Annotated in this window: 18 protein-coding genes; 5 read left to right on the top strand and 13 right to left on the bottom strand. The window is 68.5% G+C overall.

All coding sequences use genetic code 11. From position 1 onward, the window contains the following. Positions 1–212: 212 nt before the first annotated feature. From QCD70_RS02035 to QCD70_RS02020, 4 genes are all read right to left on the bottom strand, one after another. The gene (locus QCD70_RS02035) at positions 213–851 is read right to left on the bottom strand and encodes a hypothetical protein (RefSeq protein WP_301213458.1); all 639 of its coding nucleotides are present in this window, start codon (positions 849–851) and stop codon (positions 213–215) included. A 40-nt stretch (positions 852–891) separates the two neighbouring features. Continuing rightward, the gene (locus tag QCD70_RS02030) at positions 892–1,317 is read right to left on the bottom strand and encodes a hypothetical protein (protein ID WP_301213457.1); all 426 of its coding nucleotides are present in this window, start codon (positions 1,315–1,317) and stop codon (positions 892–894) included. 70 nt (positions 1,318–1,387) lie between these two features. Further along, entirely contained in the window at positions 1,388–1,819 is a 432-nt protein-coding gene (locus QCD70_RS02025; protein WP_301213456.1) for a hypothetical protein, read from the bottom strand. Positions 1,820–1,823: 4 nt separating this feature from the next. Continuing rightward, on the bottom strand, positions 1,824–2,291 hold the full coding sequence (locus tag QCD70_RS02020) for a VanZ family protein (RefSeq protein ID WP_301213455.1): 468 nt from the start codon (positions 2,289–2,291) through the stop codon (positions 1,824–1,826). 62 nt (positions 2,292–2,353) lie between these two features. Between QCD70_RS02020 and QCD70_RS02015 the strand changes: the two genes are divergently transcribed. Beyond that, entirely contained in the window at positions 2,354–2,641 is a 288-nt protein-coding gene (locus QCD70_RS02015) for a hypothetical protein (RefSeq protein WP_055929192.1), read from the top strand. A gap of 97 nt (positions 2,642–2,738) precedes the next feature. Here the strand turns inward: QCD70_RS02015 and rpsO are convergent, their stop codons facing one another. Beyond that, positions 2,739–3,008, bottom strand: a complete 270-nt coding sequence (gene rpsO / locus QCD70_RS02010) for a 30S ribosomal protein S15 (protein WP_044438586.1) — start codon at positions 3,006–3,008, stop codon at positions 2,739–2,741. A gap of 129 nt (positions 3,009–3,137) precedes the next feature. Next, entirely contained in the window at positions 3,138–4,454 is a 1,317-nt protein-coding gene (locus tag QCD70_RS02005) for an MFS transporter (RefSeq protein ID WP_301213454.1), read from the bottom strand. A 143-nt stretch (positions 4,455–4,597) separates the two neighbouring features. Between QCD70_RS02005 and QCD70_RS02000 the strand changes: the two genes are divergently transcribed. Then, complete coding sequence (locus tag QCD70_RS02000) at positions 4,598–5,452, top strand: LysR substrate-binding domain-containing protein (RefSeq protein ID WP_301213453.1); 855 nt, start codon at positions 4,598–4,600, stop codon at positions 5,450–5,452. Positions 5,453–5,504: 52 nt separating this feature from the next. Continuing rightward, the gene (locus QCD70_RS01995; RefSeq protein WP_301213451.1) at positions 5,505–6,848 is read left to right on the top strand and encodes an MFS transporter; all 1,344 of its coding nucleotides are present in this window, start codon (positions 5,505–5,507) and stop codon (positions 6,846–6,848) included. Positions 6,849–6,856: 8 nt separating this feature from the next. Here QCD70_RS01995 and QCD70_RS01990 read toward each other — a convergent pair whose 3' ends face one another. From QCD70_RS01990 to QCD70_RS01980, 3 genes are all read right to left on the bottom strand, one after another. Continuing rightward, positions 6,857–7,414 carry a hypothetical protein gene (locus QCD70_RS01990; protein WP_301213450.1) on the bottom strand — a complete coding sequence of 186 codons (558 nt, stop codon included), beginning with the start codon at positions 7,412–7,414 and terminating at the stop codon, positions 6,857–6,859. After that, positions 7,411–9,450 carry a primary-amine oxidase gene (locus QCD70_RS01985; RefSeq protein WP_301213449.1) on the bottom strand — a complete coding sequence of 680 codons (2,040 nt, stop codon included), beginning with the start codon at positions 9,448–9,450 and terminating at the stop codon, positions 7,411–7,413. The genes QCD70_RS01990 and QCD70_RS01985 overlap by 4 nt, the downstream gene beginning before the upstream one ends. A 71-nt stretch (positions 9,451–9,521) precedes the next feature. Continuing rightward, positions 9,522–11,009 (bottom strand): APC family permease, encoded by a 1,488-nt coding sequence (locus QCD70_RS01980; protein WP_301213448.1) that lies wholly within the window; start codon positions 11,007–11,009, stop codon positions 9,522–9,524. A 225-nt stretch (positions 11,010–11,234) separates the two neighbouring features. Between QCD70_RS01980 and QCD70_RS01975 the strand changes: the two genes are divergently transcribed. After that, complete coding sequence (locus QCD70_RS01975) at positions 11,235–12,710, top strand: APC family permease (protein WP_301213447.1); 1,476 nt, start codon at positions 11,235–11,237, stop codon at positions 12,708–12,710. Continuing rightward, complete coding sequence (locus tag QCD70_RS01970) at positions 12,703–13,437, top strand: IclR family transcriptional regulator (RefSeq protein ID WP_301213446.1); 735 nt, start codon at positions 12,703–12,705, stop codon at positions 13,435–13,437. Before QCD70_RS01975 ends, QCD70_RS01970 begins: the two co-directional genes overlap by 8 nt. A gap of 18 nt (positions 13,438–13,455) precedes the next feature. On the opposite strand, the gene QCD70_RS01965 is transcribed toward QCD70_RS01970, so the two are convergent. From QCD70_RS01965 to QCD70_RS01950, 4 genes are all read right to left on the bottom strand, one after another. Next, positions 13,456–13,827 (bottom strand): FKBP-type peptidyl-prolyl cis-trans isomerase, encoded by a 372-nt coding sequence (locus QCD70_RS01965; protein ID WP_200920223.1) that lies wholly within the window; start codon positions 13,825–13,827, stop codon positions 13,456–13,458. A 65-nt stretch (positions 13,828–13,892) separates the two neighbouring features. Continuing rightward, entirely contained in the window at positions 13,893–16,175 is a 2,283-nt protein-coding gene (locus QCD70_RS01960) for a HelD family protein (protein ID WP_301213445.1), read from the bottom strand. A 64-nt stretch (positions 16,176–16,239) separates the two neighbouring features. Further along, positions 16,240–17,586: a PrsW family intramembrane metalloprotease gene (locus QCD70_RS01955; RefSeq protein ID WP_301213444.1), complete on the bottom strand. Its 1,347-nt coding sequence runs from the start codon at positions 17,584–17,586 to the stop codon at positions 16,240–16,242. Between the two features lie 67 nt (positions 17,587–17,653). After that, positions 17,654–19,084: an FAD-binding oxidoreductase gene (locus QCD70_RS01950; protein WP_301213443.1), complete on the bottom strand. Its 1,431-nt coding sequence runs from the start codon at positions 19,082–19,084 to the stop codon at positions 17,654–17,656. Positions 19,085–19,094: the final 10 nt, after the last annotated feature.

The following is a 19,094-nucleotide window of genomic DNA, read 5'->3' as shown; positions in this document are numbered from 1 at the left end:
ATTGCGAGACCCGTGCACGTACGCGCATTGGAACCCTGAGAGTAGGGGCGCATGTCTGGCCAACAGTAGAAAACCTCGGACCGCGTCGCGTTCCGAAACCCACCACCGGTGACCAGCGTCCTGCCGGCCTGCTCCGCATTGGTGCTCGTGTATTGATTTATTCGCGCTGCTCACAGAGGAGCAACAAGCCGATCCTAGCAGGCGGGGGCTGATCAGGGCCGGATGTCTGCCAGTGCGTCGTCGACGGGCCGGCCGACCTCGACGGTGAGTGGCCGGGCGAGACGGGTGAACGGCCGCGTGGGATCGGGCAGCTTGCCGTCGCCGAAGACGCGAGCGTCCACGGTGACGAGCACGCCCGAATCACGAAGGCGCTCGAGGGCCTCGCCGATGGATGCATCGGTTCCGCGGGGCAGGAATCCCGCCCGGGCGGGTCGCGGACCCCCGATGAAGTACGCCTCGGTGCGCAGTTCGCGACCGAGCCACCGGGTGGCCGAGGGCCAGAGCACGACGGTGAAGGAGCGCTCGGTCCATCCGAGGGCGAGGTCGATCGAGTCCTGGCGCCTGTTCGTCTCGTCGAGCATGAGGGTTCCGTCTGTGGCGACAGCGCGCAGGACGAATCCGTCGAGGTTCACGAGTCTCGACGACGAGTTGCGGTCTCCCCCGGACCTGAGCCCGAGCCTGACGAGCTGCACGATCACGGGCAGGGCCACGAGCGCGGCGAGCACTCCCACGATCGTTCCGATCACGACGAGCCTCACCGTGAGCGACGCGGTGAGGGCCGCGAGGATCACGACGCCCAGGAGGAAGGGCTCCCAGGAGAACAGAGGGAGCTTGCGAGGACGGGGATGCATCCGTCAATCCAAGCACGTCCGTGTCGGAGGGACCGACGCGTCAGTACGCCCGCCCCATGCCGAGTTCGACCCTCAGTCCGTGTCGGGTCGAGACGATCGTGCACGGGATGCGCGGCCCCTTGCCTCTGTCGGAGAGTCGGCCCAGGCACGCGTCGACGGGCGCTTCGAGGCCCCGAGGAACGTACCCCACCATCCCGCTCAGCTCGGATCCGATCCAGAGGCGCACGGGCATCGGTGCATCGACGCGATCCTCGGCCGGGGGCCTCCGCTCGACGAAGGCCTCATGCGGCGGCGACGGCGATTCGTGCAGCTCGCGCAGCTCGGACTGGAACGGAGTGCTGCCGGCCACCCTCAGCACCACGCTCGTGAACCGGGGAAAGAGGTTGTAGGTGTAATCGGCCAACGAGCCCGTACCGGCGTCGTGCCTGTCGGGAGCGCCCGAGCTCCGAGGATCGCCGATGACCATATCGCCATTCAACCCCTCCGCGGCGCAGGAGGGAAGATGCGCGATCGAGCAGGCTCTGAGGAGTCGGGCTTCAGCGGGTGAGGCCGATGGCGAGGTCGACCCTGAGCCCGTTCTTGGTCTCCCGGATCGTCGCCTCCATGCGCGTCGACTTTCCCGAGTCCGCCAGGCGCCCGAGGGCGGCCTCGACCGGCGCCTCGAGGCCGCGGGGCACGAATCCGACGACCGGGGTCGGCCGCTGGTTCACGAACAGGCGCACCGGCGTCGGCGCATCCGTTCGTTCGTCGGCCGCGCTCCGGCGCGTGATGAACGCCTCGGTCTCTGTCACGCCCTGCTCGATCACGGTGCGCAGCGCGTCCTGGCAGGGGTCGCTGTCGGCGAGCTGGATGCGCACGCGCTTGCTGCGAGGCACGAGGTCGTAGAGGTAGTCGTCGAGCGAGCCCGTGCCCTGATCGGTCTTCGCGAGGTGCGGATCGTTGAGTCGACCGAACGAAAAGAATCTCATGACCCTATCCAAGCGCGTGCGCGGCGTTCGCGCGAACACGACCGCGTCGGCTGCGACGGGCCAGGGAGATCGACATCAACACGACGCCCAGGACGGCGCCGATCGCGCCGCCGGAGGTGTTCGCGATCACGTCGGCCAGGTCGGAGACTCGGGTGGGAAGCAGCGCGCCCTGCGAGACCTCGATCGCGCACGACAGCGCACCGCACAGAAGGATGGCGAGCCACCAGTTCCGCCGACCGAACAGCAGCACGAAGAAGATTCCCAGGGGGACGAACATGGCGATGTTGGCCGTGAACTCCACCCGATCGAACGTGATCCAGTCGGTGGCCTCGTACCGGGCGAAGAAATGGAGGAAACGCCACAGCACCCCGCTCGTGTCCGAGTCGTAGGGCTCCGGCCCCAGCGTCACCCAGGCGACCCCCGCGAGGTAGAGCACCGTGAGCACGGAGAGCACGGGGTGACGTCGGAACATGTGTCGATCCTGCCGCACGAGTCTTGGTGGATCGTGTGCATCCGCTGTTCTAGAGTCGAGATATGACTGACAAAGAGCGAGACGAATACAGCAACGAAGACCTGCTCGAGGTGTCGAGCGAACTCGATGGTCGCGGCGACGCCGAGTTCACGAATCCGGGCGACCCGTCGGTCGACGACGAGGAGAGCCTCGACGAGGGACTGCTCGACGGCGCCGACACCGAATTCGGTGTCGAGAACGACATCGACACCCTGCAGATCGACGATCCCGACGAGACGAACGACGACCTCGACGACGAGGACTACGAGGCGGAGAGCGCGGCCGAACTCGGCGACGACGACCGCGTCTGATCCTCAGCGCGGCCGCACAACGCGAATGGGCCGTTCTCCTGTGAAGGAGAACGGCCCATCGTCAAGAAATGCGGCTAACTATCGACGCGGGTACTGACTACCTGCGCAGGCCGAGACGCTCGATCAGAGCACGGTAGCGCTCGATCTCGACATCGGCCAGGTAACCCAGCAGTCGGCGACGCTGTCCGACCAGGAGCAGGAGGCCACGACGCGAGTGGTGGTCGTGCTTGTGCTCCTTGAGGTGCTCCGTGAGGTCCTTGATGCGACGCGTGAGCATCGCGACCTGGACCTCGGGGGATCCGGTGTCACCGGGGTGGGTTGCGTATTCTTCGATGATCGCCTTCTTGACATCAGCTTCAAGAGCCATAGTTGGTGATCCCCTTTCTCCTCATTGCGCGGTGCCCGTCACAGAATGTGCGGGCTCTCTTTATCCGCGGCCGTCAGACGGCAACCTTGAGATTCTAGCAGAAGAACGATTCGCGCCGCTCGATGCTGCTCAATGCTGCACGATGGCCACGATCGGCAGCCGACGGCGCAGCCGCACGGTGAGCCTGCCGCTCCTGGCCAGCACGATTCCGACGACGAGGGCGGCGACGGCCGGAACGACGCCCGACACGAGCATGCCGAACTGTGGGCCGTAGCTCTCGACGAGCCATCCCATGAGCGGCCCACCGAGCGCCTGTCCTCCCAGCAGTACGAGCACGTACACCGACATCACCCGGCCTCGGATCGAGACGTTGCTCGAGAGCTGGATCAGCTGGTTCGCTCCGGTGAGGAACTGCAGCGTGCAGAACCCGACGAGCACGAGAAGGATGCCGACGACGAGCTCGGAGGGCGCGCCTGCCACGATCGCCTGCACGATTCCCCACGCGAGACCCGTGATCACCACGGCGCGAAGCCGGATGCTCGTGCGTCGCGTCGAGAGGACGGCTCCGGCGAGCGCACCCACCGCGACGAGGGAGTTGAAGAGACCGTAGCCACCGGGGCCCGTGTCGAAGACGTCGGACGCGTACGCCGCGAGGAGTACGGGCATGTTCAGCGCGAAGACCGCCACGAACGCCACCATCACCACGGTCCAGAGGATGGTGGGCTTGGCGAAGACGTAGGAGAGGCCCTCGCGGAGCTGGCCTTTGGCCCGGGGCGCGACCGGTGCGGGATACAGGGTCTTCGGGTTCAGCATCAGCACGGTGATGACCACACCCAGGCAGGCGACGGCGTTGATCGCGAACGACCAGCCGGCGCCGACCGACACGAGGAGCACGCCTCCGATCGCGGGCCCGATGAGCGCTCCGAGCTGGAACACCGACGAGTTGAGGCTGATGGCGTTGCGCAGGTACTTCGGACCGACGAGTTCGTTGACGAACACCTGGCGGGTGGGGTTGTCGATCACGGTCGCGAGACCGACGATGAGGGCGACGAGCATGATGTGCCACACCTCGACGACCCCGGTCAACGCGAGCACGGCAAGGGCGACGCTCGCGAGGAGCGACACGCTCTGCGTGATCGCCAGGAGCATCCGCTTGGAGTACCGGTCGACGAGGACGCCGCCGTAGAGGCCGAGGAAGAGCATCGGCGCGAACTGCAGGGCGACGGTGATTCCGACAGCGGCGACGCTGCCGGAGAGTTCGAGCACGAGCCAGTCCTGGGCGATCCTCTGGATCCAGAGTGCGGTCATGGCCACGATGTTCGCGGAGGTGAAGAGGCGGAAGTTCGGCACCCTCAGCGACGAGAACGTGTCCTTCCACGGTGGGGCGGAGGCCAGGACGGGCATGGGAGCGGTAACGGGAAACGGGTCGGAGGGAGGCGGTGTCACGAGTAATCCAGGTGCGAGATGAAGGAGGCGGTTTCGTATGGGTGCGGATGCCGGGCATCCGATTCCTCAACGCTATTGCCCCGCCCGATCATTCCCCGAGTAAATTGACCCTATAACTCCCATTACCTTTTCGAATGAGGCGTATGTTCGACCCCACCCTTCTCCGCACCTTCCTCGCCGTCGCCGAGACATCGAGCTTCACCCTGGCGGCCCAGCGTCTGGGAATCAGCCAGCCCACGGTCAGCCAGCACGTCCGGCGGCTCGAACAGGCATCCGGACGACTGCTCGTGGCGCGCGACACCCGTGACGTGTCCCTGACGGACAACGGGGATGCGATGGCGGGATTCGCGCGCACGATCCTGGCGGCGCACAGCGCGGCCGACGACTACTTCAGCGGCTCGGCCATGAAGGGCAAGCTGCGGTTCGGCGCCGCCGACGACCTCGCCATCACCCAGCTCCCCCGCATCCTCAGGCATTTCCGCCAGCTCTACCCGCAGATCAACCTCGAGCTCACCGTCGACCAGTCGGCCCCGCTCTTCCGCAAGCTGCACGCCGGGTCGCTCGATCTCATCTTCATCAAGCAGAAGCCGGAGACCACGGACGGCACCGTCGTGCGGCGGGACCAGCTCGTCTGGGTGGGACAGGAGAAGACGATCGTCGAACTCGGTGCTCCCGTTCCCCTCATCACCTACCAGGGAACGACCGTCAGCCGCACCAGCGCGATCGAGGCGCTCGAGCGGGCGGGCCGGCGGTGGCGTATCACCTGCAATACGCGGGAGGTGAACGGCCTGCTCGCGGCCGTACGGGCCGGCCTCGGCGTCGCCGTGTTCCCCCGCTCGCTGATCCCCGACGACCTGGTCGTCGTCGGCACGCGCTTCGCCCTGCCCGTGCTCGGTGAGGTCGACCTCACGCTGCTGCGCAACCCCGCGGCACCGGCCGAGCCGGTCGACGCGCTCATCTCGGCCATCATGGGCCGCACACTCAACCGCACGGCGTGAGCCGATCGTCGTGCAGGATGGACAGAACACAGATGATCGGATCCCCGCCGCAGTGAGTAAGCCCTCCTCAGAAGCGTCTCCCCCGTCGGAGACGCAGAACCGCCGCACCCACTTCGTCGACCTCGCCCCGTTCCGCCGCAGCCCGGCGTTCTTCCGGCTGTGGCTCGGAGGCCTGATCGCGGGAATCGGCGGCCAGATGACCGTCATCGCCGTGGGCCTTCACATCTACGACATCACCGGCTCGACGACCGCGGTCTCGCTCGTCGGGGTCTTCGCGCTCGTTCCGATGATCATCGCCGGGGTGTACGGCGGGGTGCTCGCCGACAGCTTCGACCGGCGGACCGTTGTGCTCGTCGCCGAGTTCCTGGCGTGGGGCTCCACCGTCGGGCTCGCTCTGCTCGCCTGGAACCACATCGACGAGCTGTGGATGTTCTACGCGCTCACCACCGTCACGGCCGTCGCCACCACGGTCATCGGCGCCACGCGCTCGGCCATCGTGCCCCGGCTGCTCACGCCCGATCTGCTTCCGGCAGCCTCCGCGCTCGGAGGCATCAGCTTCGGCGTGCAGGTCACCGTCGGCCCGGCTCTCGCCGGCGTGCTCGTGGCCACCGTCGGATTCCAGTGGACCTACACGGTCGACGTCGTGCTGTTCATCGCGGCGTTCACGGGTGTGGTCACGCTGCCTCGCATCGTTCCGGAGGGAGGCAGCCGGCGGGCCGGTTTCGCGGCCGTCTGGGAGGGCCTCGCGTTCCTGAAGCGGGCCCCGAACATCCGCATGTCGTTCCTCATCGACATCGTGGCGATGACCTTCGGCATGCCGCGGGTCGTCTTTCCGGCCGTGGGTGCCCTGCTGATCGGCGGCGGCGCGATCACCGTGGGCATCCTCTCCGCCGCCTTCGCGGTGGGAGCGCTGCTGTCGTCGGTCTTCTCCGGAAGGCTCGGACACGTGCGCCTGCAGGGCAGGGCCATCGGGTGTGCCGTGGCGGTGTACGGCGCGTTCATCGCTGCGTTCGGTCTTGTGCTGCTCGTGATGGACCACGGGCCTGTCGAGGGCATCACGTCGGCCTTCGAGGACGCGAATCTTCCCGCGCTCGCGCTGGCGAGCATCGCCCTGGCCGGCGCCGGTGCGGCCGACAACGTCAGCGCCATCTTCCGGCAGACCATGATGCAGTCCGCCGTTCCCGACATCATGCGCGGTCGCATCCAGGGCGTGTTCACCGTGGTCGTGACCGGAGGGCCGAGACTCGGAGACGCCTACGTCGGGCTGGCGGCGGCAACCGCGCTCCTGTGGCTTCCACCGCTCCTCGGCGGCGTCGTGGTCGTGGTGTTCTCTCTCGCCGCCATCGCGCTGCACCGGTCGCTCCGCGAGTACGACGCCCTCGCACCCACGCCGTAACGCTCGGTTCAGACGAGCAGTGCCACGGCCGTCGTGCCGACGGACAGCGACATCGAGACGACCTCCAGCACCACGATCCGGGCCGGCCGGGGCGCGCGCAGAACCCGGCCGAGCAGCCACGCGCTCAGCGCGACGAACGCGATCGAGGCGGCACCGAGCATCCACTCGACGCCGCCGCCCCCGCCGGCATGGTGTGCGGCGGACGCGACGCCCGCGCCCGACGCCGGGGTCGCCATCACGAGCATGAGGCCGCCCATCAGCAGGGTTCCGAGAGAGCGGTGGACGGCCATCTCCGTCGCGTGCCTCGCCACGGGCCGGCCTGCCCGCCCGCCGTCGCGTCTCAGCTGAACCGCGGGCATGACCGATGCTGCCACCAGCAGGACGGTCCAGAGCACCACCGGAATCAGACGCGAGCCGAGAGCGACGTCGGCCATCGCCGCGGTCATCACGACGGCCGGCGTCCAGTTCGCGGCGGCGGAGAGGCCCCGCTGCCGTGGCGAGGCCGCGGTGCAGCACAGGCCGACCGTCGCGGGGAGGAGGGCTCCGACGTGCAGCGCCTCGATCATCCGTGCGCCGCGTGATCGTGCGCCGTGTGGGGGTGCGCCTCGTGGTCGTGCCCGGCATGCTCGACGTGCGCCGTCTGGTCGTGCCCGTGCGAGCACGCGTGCACCGGCTCGTTGGCGGGAACGTTCAGCGTGGGATTGCGCTCGAAGAAGCCGTAGGGCTTCAGGGTGAACCTGGCATAGTCGGTCGGCATCACGGGCCAGTCCTCCGGGCGCGGGAAGTGGGTCGGGCCGAAGGTGTGCCAGAGCACGATGTCCTGCCCGTCGATCGAGGCATCCGTGTTCGTGTACGCCGGAATCCCGGCGCCGCCCGGGTTCTGGTGCACGAAGTCGCCGGCGGCGTACTTCTCGCTCGGGTCGTAGGGCGTGACCCACAGGTGCTTCGTGGTGAAGGCCGCCCTCTGCGCGATCGACGACGACGGGTCGGCCATCAGCGTGGGGTTCTCCTCCGGATAGAGCACGTAGCCCGTCTGGCCCCCGAGCCTGTTCGTCTTCTCGGTGTTCACGATGTGCCAGGCGCGCCCGGTCGACGAGCTGGCGAGCCTGCCGTCGGACGGCTCCGTGAGCCTGGTGGTGCTGTTGGTGAAAGCGCCCCCGTGGGGGTTCTGTTCGCTGACCGGCAGCCGCACGGCTTCGACCTCGTCGACGGCGTTGGCCAGGCCGTCGACCATCATGTCGAGCCGTGCGTTGAAGAGATGCTGGTGATACGGCGCGCCGAGGCCGGGTGCGACCTCGCTCGCGTACGGGTACCCGGCTCCGGGGTACGACGATGTGAAGAGCACGCCGGTGAGCTTCGCCTCGCACTCGATCGTGCCGTCGAGGTAGAGATACCAGTAGAAGCCGTAGTCGTAGTTGCCGACCGTCGTGAAGAAGCTGATCACGAGGCGGCGCTGCCGGCGCACCTCGTTCGAGCCCGTGAACATGTCGCTGTGCTTCCACAGGGTTCCGTAGTCCTCCTCGTGCATGCAGATGCCGTTCTCGATCGTGAACGGATTGCCCAGCTCGTCTGAGAGCACGCAGTCGAAGTAGTGGATCTCGCCCACGCAGTCGCATCCGAGGGCCAGGGAGTTCGTGAACCGTCCGAAGAGGTACTCGCCCGTGTCGAAGTAGTTCTGCCAGAAGCGCACCGGCGACGGGTCGCCGTAGGGAACGACCATCTCGCTGATGGAGGCCCGGTAGATCACGGGGCGCGCCTGGCCCGCATCGGTGTAGCTGAGCTGGCGAAGAATGAGTCCCTCGCGGGAGTCGAAGCCGACCTGGAAGGTCCAGTTCGCCCAGCTGACCGTCTCGCCGTCGACCGTGAAGCTCGGTCCCTCCGGCTGCGAGATGACGATCGGCTTCAGCGTCGTGAGCGGCTCCCCTTGCAGGGCGGGGTCGTCGAAGTTGCCTCCCTCGGCGGGGATGGGCATGATCTCGCTGTCGATCAGTCGTGTGATCGTGCGGGCCGCGACGTCGACGTAGGCGCACAGACCGTCGACCGGGTGCGCCCACGGGTGATCCTCCGGGTAGTCCTGACGGAATGCGAGGACGCGCACGATGCGCCGTCCCTGCTCTTCGGGAAATCCGTAGGACCCCGCCGACAGCGGCACGCACATCACGCTCTCGACCGTGCATCCCCGGGCCGCAAGGGCGTCGACCCACCTCGGGTCGGCGGCCACGATCGGGCCGATCGCGTCGAACTCCTCGATGAGGATGGGCAGCTGGCCCGTGCTTCCGTCGAGCACCGTCGTGCTGAGGATCTCGCCCGTGGTCACGGAGAGCACCGAGTCCGTGGAGTGCCCCGTGGTCATGTCGAGCAGCATGACGCGGGCGCGCCGATCGGGTCTGGGGCCGTCGCCCGCCTGGAATGCGAGCACCTCGTTCTTGTGCGGTTCCTCGAGGCCCACGTAGGCGAACCGGGTGCTGGGCGTCGTGAGGCCGCTGCCCAGCACGATCTGCTGGATGCGCGCGAATTCGTCGGTGCCGAGGCTGGCGAGCGGGCCGGGCGACGGGGTCGTCGAGGGAGCCGACGAGTCGGTCTTCGGTTCGATCAGGGTCATGATGATGCCGTCTTTCTGTGTCGTTCTGGGGCGGGTCGTTGTGGTGAGGAGCGGATGCCCGGGGTCGGGCGTCAGGCGATCGCGTCGGTGATCGCGTCGTAGGTCTCGGGGCTCCGCTTGCGGAGGACGAGCGCCTGCACGACCCCGATGAGCGGGAAGATGACGATGAGGGCCAGCAGCACGGCGCTGATGACGCCGAACGCGGGAGCGCCGTCGCCATCCACATCGCCCACGAGCATCGGGAAGTTCGCAGCGATCACGACGGCCGAGCCGATGAGGCCGAGGAAGCCGATGGCCGGAGCGATGACGGTGTTCCAGAGCCGCCTGTCCGACTTCGTGCGGGCGAAGAAGACGATCACCGCGACACTGGTGAGGGCCATGAGCAGGGCGATCGCGAGTGTGGCCACGCCGGAGAACCAGGTGAACACCTGGAGCACCGGGTCGAGGCCGAGCAGCGCGAACACGACGATCAGCACGAGCGCCGTGCCCGACTGGACGAGCGACGACAGATGAGGCGACAGGTGCCGGGAGTGCACCGCACCGACCCGGGCCGGGAGCAGCCCGGCGTTCGACATGGTGTGCTGGTAGCGCGTGATCACATTGTGGAACGACAGCACGCAGGCGAACATGCTGGTGATGAGCAGCACGTTGATGACGATCTCCCCGACAACGCCGAGGTAGTTCAGGGTGGTCACGATCACCATCGCACCCGGATCCTCGGCCGCGGCGGCGAGCACGTTGTCCGGGCCCCAGGCCATCACGATCGCCCAGGACGCCAGCGTGTAGAAGATGCCGATGCCGATCACGGCGGTGTAGGTGGCCCGGGGAATCGTGCGATCGGGGTTCTTGGCCTCGTCGCGGAAGATGGCGGTCGCCTCGAACCCGATGAACGCCGCGATGGCGAACATGAGTCCCACTCCGGGCGATCCCGAGAAGACGTTGTTCGGTTCGAACGGTTCGAGCGAGAGGCCTGCCGCGCCGCCCGAGAAGACGACCGCGCCCACGAGCACGAGCACGATGCCCACCTCGGCGACGAGCAGCACGCCCAGGACCTTCGAGCTGAGATCGATGTGCCGATAGCCCAGCACGCCCACGATGACGATGGATGCGATCGAGTAGACGTACCAGGGGATGTCCGGTCCCCCGATGCCCGCCACCGTGACCTCGAGGATGTATCCGACGTAGCCGTGCACGGCTATCTGGATGGTGGTGTACGTCAGCAGCGCGAGGTAGGCCGTCGCGAGTCCTGCGGGCTTGCCGAGGCCGTAGCCCACGTAGGTGAAGAACGCTCCCGGCTTGGGGACCTTGCGCGTCATCGCCACCATGCCGACGGCGAAGAACACGAGGATGACCGCAGAGACGGCGTAGAGGCTCGGAAAGCCGACACCGTTGCCGAGCAGGATGCCGAGCGGGGCGGCACCGCCGATGACCGTGAGGGGAGCAGCGGCGGCCACCACCATGAAGACGATGGACCCCACTCCCAGCGATCCGCTGAGACTCTGTCTGGTGGCAGGCAGGCCGCCGAGGCCTGCCTCTGCCTGATCGCGTGTTGAGGTCATGTCGATGTGCTCCCTGGGTGAGGACGTGTCTGGTGGTGGTCTCGGATGGAACGATTCGCTCGTCCGCGATCCAGCATCGCCGGGGCTCGTTGCCGACGCGTTCCGCTCGGATGAAGCTCTCCGCATCCGAAACGAGACACCGGGTCCGCGGTGTCTCATTTGCACAACTCGAAGCCGAAACACGATCGGAACGTGTGCGCAACGCGTGCGGGTTAGCGTCGGTCCGTGACAGCTCTCGAACGCGCGATCGCCGATCCCCGCCCCGTCGAGGGCCTGGGCGATCACTCCCCCATGGCCGGACTCGCTCGGAGGAGCGTCGGCTTCTACGACGTGCTCGCCCAGTCGGTGTCGGCGGTCGCTCCGTCGGCCGCAGCGACGACCGTTCCGCTCATGGTCGCCGCCGCCGCGGGCAAGGCGACGGTTCTGGCGCTGTTCGCCGCCCTGCTCCTGTGTCTGCTGGTCGCCACGACCGTCAATCAGTTCACCCGTCGTCTGTCTGCGCCGGGCTCGCTCTTCACCTTCGTGTCGAAGGGTCTGGGCGGCGGCGCCGGATTCGTCACGGGTGTCACGCTGCTGATCGGCTACGGCTTCATCGCCATGTTCTCCCTCGCGGGCGCCGGGTACTACCTGGCCATCCTGGTCGGCCATTTCGTGCCCGGAGCCGAATCGTCGGGCCTGCTGGTGAGCATCCTGATCGTCGCCATGGGCGGCCTCTCGTTCGTGGTGCTCGCCCGAGGCATCCGCATCTCGACCAGGGTGACACTTCTGGTCGAGACGCTGTCGGTGGGCATCATCCTCGTTCTGGTCGTCGCCCTGCTGTCGACGCAGGGGCCCGGAATCGACTGGTCCCTGCTCTCGCTCGGCGATACCACTCCCGGCGACTTCGCCATCGGAGCCGTGCTGGCCATCACGGCCTTCGTCGGGTTCGAGAGCTCCGCGACGCTCGGCGTCGAGGCCCGCCGGCCCTTCGCCACGATCCCCAGGTCGATCGTGTGGACCGTGATCGTCTCCGGCCTGCTCTACCTCGTGGCCTCGTACACGCAATTCGTCGGTTTCTCCGGCCTGGGCCGCGACTTCATCGACAGCGGGTCGCCGGTGAACGACCTTGCCACCGCGTACGGCGTGGAATGGATGGGGCTGCTGCTCGACCTGAGCATCGCCGCGTCGTTCTTCGCCTGCGCCGTCAGCTCCACCACGGCGCTCGTTCGCGTCGTCTTCGCCATGGGCCGGGAGGGCCTCCTCCCCTCCGCGTTCGGACGCACGCATCGCCGATTCTCGACGCCGATCGTCGCGATCTGCGTGACCCTGCCGATCCTCACCCTCGTTCCCGTGCTGGTGATCGCCGCGGGCAACGACGCCTGGCAGGCCATGAGCTTCTTCATCGTCGGGGCCGCCGGAGGGTACATCGCGGCCTACATCCTCGTGTGCGCGGCCGTGCCGGTCTTCCTCGCGCGCATAGGCGAGGCTACCGTGTGGCCGTTCGTGCGCGCGTCGGCGGCCGCCGTCGCCCTGGCTGTCGTTCTCACGGTCTACCTCGTCGCCGAACTGGCGACACCGCAGTGGCCCGGCGTGGTCATCGTCGTCGCGATCGTGCTGCTCGCCGTGACCGGTCATGCGCTGCTCGGAGTCCGGTATCCCGACCGGCGTCGCAGCGTGGGCGCGTACGACGAGCCCACGAGGGAGGACGTGCTCGGTGGTTGATCCTCTCGGGGCATCCGGCGAACTCCGGGCGCGGCAGCCGAAGGCGATCCACAGCGCGCTGACCGTGCTGGAGGAGGTCGCCAGGGCGGGCGCCGGCGTCACCGCGCGGGAGGTCTCCGAGGGCCTCGGCCTGCCCCGGGCCACGACCTACCGGCTTCTCAACCTGCTGGTGCAGGACGAGTACCTCGTGCGCATGCCCGACCTGCGCGGCTTCGCGCTGGGTCGCAAGGTGGCGGAGCTCGTCGGCCAGGTGGCGCCTGCGCGCCCGCCGCAGGCGGCTCGCGAGGTGATCGCCGAGCTGCGCCAGCGGATGCGCGGCGGCGTGCATGTCGTGCGCTACGGCGACGACAGCATCAGCATCGTCGACAGCGACCCCGACTTCCCGTTCAGCGACGAGCTGCGAGTGCTGCGCGAATTCGACGCGTCGGCCATCGGACTGCTGCTGCTCGCGGAGCAGAGGAGCCTCGGCCGTGTCAGTGCCCGGGCGGCTCATGCGGGCCGCGGGATCGACGACGATCTCGCCGCGGCGCTCGCCCGCGGCTACTCGAGCCAGATCGGGCGATTCGTTCCCGGCTTCGGATGCATCGGGGTGCCGATCAGGGACTCCAACGGCATGCTTGTGGCCGGGCTCTGCTTCTCCGGCCCCCGCACGCGCATCGAGAGCCCCGAACGGATCGTGGCCGAACTCGCGAGTTCGGGACGCTCACTGGCTCCCCTGCTCGCGTAGCCCGGCCACGATCGCTGGTTACGGAACGCTGATCAGGTCGATGACGAAGACCAGGGTCTTTCCGCCGAGGAAGTGCCCACCCGCGGGACCGTAGGCCAGGTGCGGCGGAATGGTGAGCTTGCGTCGGCCGCCGGCCTTCATTCCCGGGATGCCCTCCTGCCAGCCCGCGATGAGGCCGTTCAGCGGAAAGCTGATGGTCTCGCCGCGACCCCACGAGGAGTCGAACTCCTCGCCGGTCTCGTACTCGACCCCGAGGTAGTGCACCTCGACGGTTGCGCCGGGCGTCGCTTCTGCACCGTCGCCGACGACGATGTCCTCGATGACGAGCTCGGTCGGAGCGGGACCTTCGGGGAAATCGATCTCGGGCTTGGTGTTCATGTTTTCGGTCATGACACCATCCAACCGTTCCCGGGTGCGCCGGTCAAAAGCGTTCTCTCACGGGGTAATCGCGTGTGTCACACCGGGCGCACGAGGTGCAGCCGCTGCGTGGGCCTGGTCATCGCGACGTAGAGGCCGGATGCCCCCCGGGTCGACTCGGCGAGGATGCCGTCGGGGTCCACGACGACGACCGCGTCGAACTCCAGGCCCTTGGCGTCCTGCGCCGTCAGGACGGCGATCGATCGGTTGAGGCCCTGGGCGCCGAGCCCGATGTCGCGGCCGAAGGATTCCGACAGGGCGGGGTACAGCGCATCCACCGTCGCCTCGGTCGCGATCACCGCGACCGTGCCCCGGGAATCGATGTCGCGGTCGTCTTCGATCACGGTGATCACCGCGTCGCCGAGCGCGTCGGGATCGGCGGGGCGCCCAGCCGGGCTGAGCTCCACCGTGGTCGTCGTGACGGGCCACTCGCTCTCGCGCACCGCGGTGGCACGCGTGATGGGCAGGTGGTTGCGCTCGGCCATCTGCTCGGCCTCGGCCGCGATCTGCGCCGGCGTCCTGTAGTTCACCGTGAGCTCCTCGAGCCGCCATCTCTCTCCGAGCGGTGACGAGCCGACGAGCGGCCGCACGGCGTCCTGCCAGCTGCGGGCGCTGGCCGCCGCGCTCGCCTGCGCCATGTCGCCCACGACGGTGAAGGAGCGCAACGGGCAGCGACGGGCGAGCACACGCCATTGCATCGCCGAGAGCTCCTGCGCCTCGTCGACGACGATGTGCCCATAGGTCCAGGTTCTGTCGGCGGCGGCCTGCTCGGCCGTCGTGCCGCGCACACTGCGCTCGGCGAATCCCGCGGCCAGATCCTCCGCGTGCACGAGGCCTTCGACCTGCATGTTGCGGATCGCGTTCTCGGCGTTCTCGATGTCGCGCTTCTTCTGCAGCTTCTCCTCGCGCTTCAGGGCGGCGTTCTGAGCGTTGTACTCGCCGAGCAGCTCTGCGGCCTCGTCGAGCAGCGGCACGTCGGAGATGGTGAACGGCTCATCGCGGTCGCGGCGCAGAAGGGCGCGCCTGGCCTCGCTCCACGACGGAGTCAGCGACGCCAGCCACTGGGGCCGGGCGTAGAGGTCCTGGAGAAGCTTCTCGGGCGTGAGCGGCAGCCAGGCCGTATTGAGCGCCACCACCACGTCGTGCGACGTGCGCAGGTCTTCGCGCAGCACGGCCTGGTCGGCGTCGTCGACGGTGTTGCCGTGCGAGCGCAGCTGGTCGGCGAGGAGCCGGCTCAGCTGGTTGAGTGCGCTCTTGACGAAGACGACCCGCGCCTCGTTGTGCGGCTTACGGCTCTCCCACGCCCGCTGCATCGCAGAGGAGATGAGCCCCGGTTCGAGGGTGAGCCTCTCGCCGTTGACCTCGAGGTCGATCGCCTCGGCGGGCACGCGCTGGCGCGAGCGCACGGCCCGCTTGATGAGAGCGGCCATCTCGGCCGCACCTTTCACCCGCGCGGTCTCGGGGGCGTCGTCGTGCGTCGCCTCGAGGCCCGGATAGAGGCCGCCGACGCTCGAGACGACGACACCCGTCTCGCCGAGGCTCGGCAGCACGGCCTCGATGTACTGCAGGAAGGCCCTGGACGGGCCGACCACGAGCACACCGGATGACGCGAGTCGCTCGCGGTGGGAGTAGAGCAGGTAGGCGGCGCGGTGAAGAGCCACGGCGGTCTTTCCCGTGCCGGGGCCTCCCTGCACGACGAGCACTCCCCCGAGCTCGGACCGGATGATCCTGTCCTGCTCGGCCTGGATCGTGGCGACGATGTCGGACATGCGGCCCGTGCGCTGGCTGGTGAGGGCGGCGAGCAACGCCGCCTCTCCCTGCAGCGAGTCGGCCTGCTCGACGAGCAGTTCCGCGTCGAAGATCTCATCGTCGATGCGCGTGACCGTTCGGCCCTCGGTGATGAGGTGCCGTCGGGCACGGGCACCGAGCGGCGTCGCGGCGGTGGCCTGGTAGAACGCCGCGGCCTGCGGCACCCGCCAGTCGAGCAGGATCGGCCTCAGCTGCTCGTCGCGCAGACCGATGCGACCGATGTAGCGGAACGGCGAGCTGTCGTCGGGGTCGTCCGCAGCGTCGGCGGTGTCGGCGTCCACCAGTTCGAGCCGTCCGAAGGCCAGCCGGTCGTCGACCTCGTCGAGCTGAGCTATGCGGTCCTCGTAGAGCCGGGCGTAGGCATCCCGCTCGGAGCGGCTCTGGTGGTTGCCGCCCACGCTCTCGCGCCGCACCCTCTCGAGCGCCGTGCGCGCCTCGGCCCTCAGGGCGTCGAGGCGGGTGTACAGCCCCTCGACATAGCGACGTTCCTGGGCGAGCTCGGTTGAAACCACTTTTTTGACACTCCTTGACAGCGGCCAACCAGTTTACTCGGCTCCGGGGGCGCCGCCCCCGCCGTCAGATGACGGGCGGGCCCTGCTGTCCATGCTGCTGCGGCGGCGCGGCCGGCGGCGAGTACTGCCCGGGAGACTGCGGATACTGCTCCTGCGGCGGGAGCACCGCCGCCTGGGGCCCTGTCGACAGCAGCACGGCGCGGTCTGCGGCCACGGCCTGCAGAAGGTCGGCCTCGTCTCGGCGGCCCCCGATTCCGTCGCGGCCTGTGACGACGCGCTGGCGCGCGAAGGCCAGGCGCGTCGCATCCTGGGTGAACCGTCGCATGACCGTGCCCTTGTCTCCGCCCTGCGCCTTCGCCCAGGTGCGTGCCTGCCGCCGACCTGTGCCGGTCGACAGCATCGCCACCTCCTCGGGCGTGAACCATCCGGCCGCCGCGTACTCGTCGAGTCGAACCCGCGTGAGTGCGGCTTCGCGCTTGCGCAGGAACACGACGGCGACGATGGCCAGGGCGAAGAGGGGAACCTGCACGAGCGCGTAGACGAGGAAGAAGCCGCCCAGGCCCTCGACGATGAATGACGACCCGTTCCAGAGGGCGTGCAGCAGAACGGCGGGGACGAGCCCGATGAAGAAGAAGCCGATGCCGGGGAGCCAGCCCTTCTTCTGCGAAGCGAAGCCGAGGGCCACGCCGGTGCATGCGGTGAACATCACGTGGGCGAAGGGCGACATGATGCCGCGCAGGAAGAAGGTGAACCCGAGTCCGATGCCCCCGGACTCGATCAGCGACGAGCCGAAGTAGAGGATGTTCTCGGTGAAGGCGAAGCCGGCTGCGACCGTGGCCCCGTAGACGAGACCGTCGACCGGTCCGTCGAAGTGACGGCGCAGCACGAAGAACAGGATCAGCACGCCGAGCCCCTTCGCGCTCTCCTCGACCAACGGCGCCTGGATGACAGCGGAGAAGAAGTCGCCGACGCCGCCCTGTCCCTGGGTGGCGTAGTAGACCGCGAGCTGCACCCCGAGACCCACGAGCAGGGCGATGGCGACGGATGCGGCCGCACCCCAGAGGAAGGCGAACCAGAGGGCCCCTCGCGGCTCCGGCTCCCACCGGTCGATCCACGTGATGGTGAGGATGACGACGGCGAGCGGGATGAGCGCCACGAGACCGCAGACGAAGAGTGCGAACGGGCCGAGGCCGATGAGGATGTAGACGAGAACGGCGAGGAAGATGAAGCCCAGAACGCTGATGCCGATGATCGACAGCACGAGGCCCGTCGACTTCTGCGTCGGAGGGGTGGGCGCGCTCCACACCGCCTGGTCGGCGTACACGGGGTTCACCGCCTGCTGAGGAGCGGGGGCGAAGGCAGGGGCGGCCTGCTGCTGCGGGTAGTAGCCGGGCTGGTAATGCTGGGTCACGGGACTCCTCATCGGGGACAGGCCACCGAGCCTAGCGGCACGGCGATGATTCGGGGAGGCCGATGCGTCAGAACACCGCGCCGGGATTCATGATCGACTGCGGGTCGAACACGGCCTTGATGCCGCGCTGGAGCGCGAGGGAATGAGGGCCGATCTCGTTCTCGAGCCATCGCTTTTTAAGAACCCCCACCCCGTGCTCTCCTGTCAGCGTGCCATCGAGCGCCACGGCCGCCTGGAAGAGCTCGTCGGCCGCCGCCCACACCGCATCGGGCACCCACTGCTCGTCGACGCCGACCCCGCCGCCGGCAGGGCCGTCGATCGGGTGCGCCGGCCGCTCGGGAAGCACGAAGTTCGGATGCAGGTTGCCGTCGCCCGCGTGCGCGACGGTCGGGATGGAGATGCCGTGGCGCTTCGAGATGTCCTCGATGGCCGCGAACATCTCGACGAGCCGGGAGCGGGGAACGCAGACGTCCTCGATGAGCACCTCTCCCCTGGCGGCCAGGGCCGGATGGAAGTTGCGCCTCACGGCGAGCAGGGCCTCGCCCTCGGCGGCGTCGCGTGCGAGCCTCACCTCCGCCCCTGCCCGCGTGAGGATCTCGGCGATCGCCGACGCCTCGTCGGCCGCACCGCGGGCATCCGTCTGCACGAGGAGGTACGCCGCGCCGCCGTCGGCCAGCCGTGTGCCGGAGTATGCGTCGATCGCGATGAGCGAGGCGGAGTCCATGAGCTCCATGACCGCCGGCCTGATGCGGGCGGCGGTGATGGCCGCGGCAGCGGAGGCGGCAGCAGCCAGGTCGGCGAAGAACGCGCCGATCGTCACCACGTCGCCCGGCGGGATCGGCCGGAGCCGCACCGTGGCCTCGACGATGATGCCGAGCGTGCCCTCGGAGCCGGTGAAGAGGGCCGTGAGGTCGTAGCCCGTGACGCCCTTGACGCTGCGATGGCCGGTGCGCAGCAGCGACCCGTCGGGCAGCACAACGAGAAGACCGAGGATCGCCTCCCTGGTCACCCCGTACTTCGCGCACAGGAGCCCGCCGGCATTCGTGGCGATGTTGCCCCCGATCGTCGAGATGGCCTTGGATGCGGGATCCGGAGAGAAGACGAGACCGTGCGGCGCCACGAGGTCGCTCAGGTGCTGGTTGACGACGCCGGCCTGCACGACGGCGAGTTCATCGGCGAGGTTCACCTCGACGACGTCGGTCATGAGCTCGGTCGAGATGACGAGCGCTCCGTCGGTGCCCACGCCTCCCCCTGCCAGGCCCGTGCCTGCTCCGCGAGGGACGACAGGAATGCGGAACCGCGCGGCGATGCGCATGGCCGCCTGCACCTGATCGACAGTGCGTGCGCGGACGACCGCGAGGGGTGTGCCCGGCGCGACCCAGCCCGACTTGTCTGTGCGAACGGACTGCAGCAGCGCGGGATCCGTCGACACGGCCTCGCCCACCTCGGCATCGAGCAGATCGAGGATCGCCTGCGGCGCGGTCTCGGCAACGTGCATACGGCCATGC

Origin of the sequence: Agreia sp. PsM10 (assembly GCF_030433855.1) — a bacterium.
In the GTDB taxonomy this organism is placed as follows: domain Bacteria; phylum Actinomycetota; class Actinomycetes; order Actinomycetales; family Microbacteriaceae; genus Agreia.
Note: the sequence above shows the minus strand (reverse complement) of the source record. Positions and strands in the feature narration are given on the sequence as shown.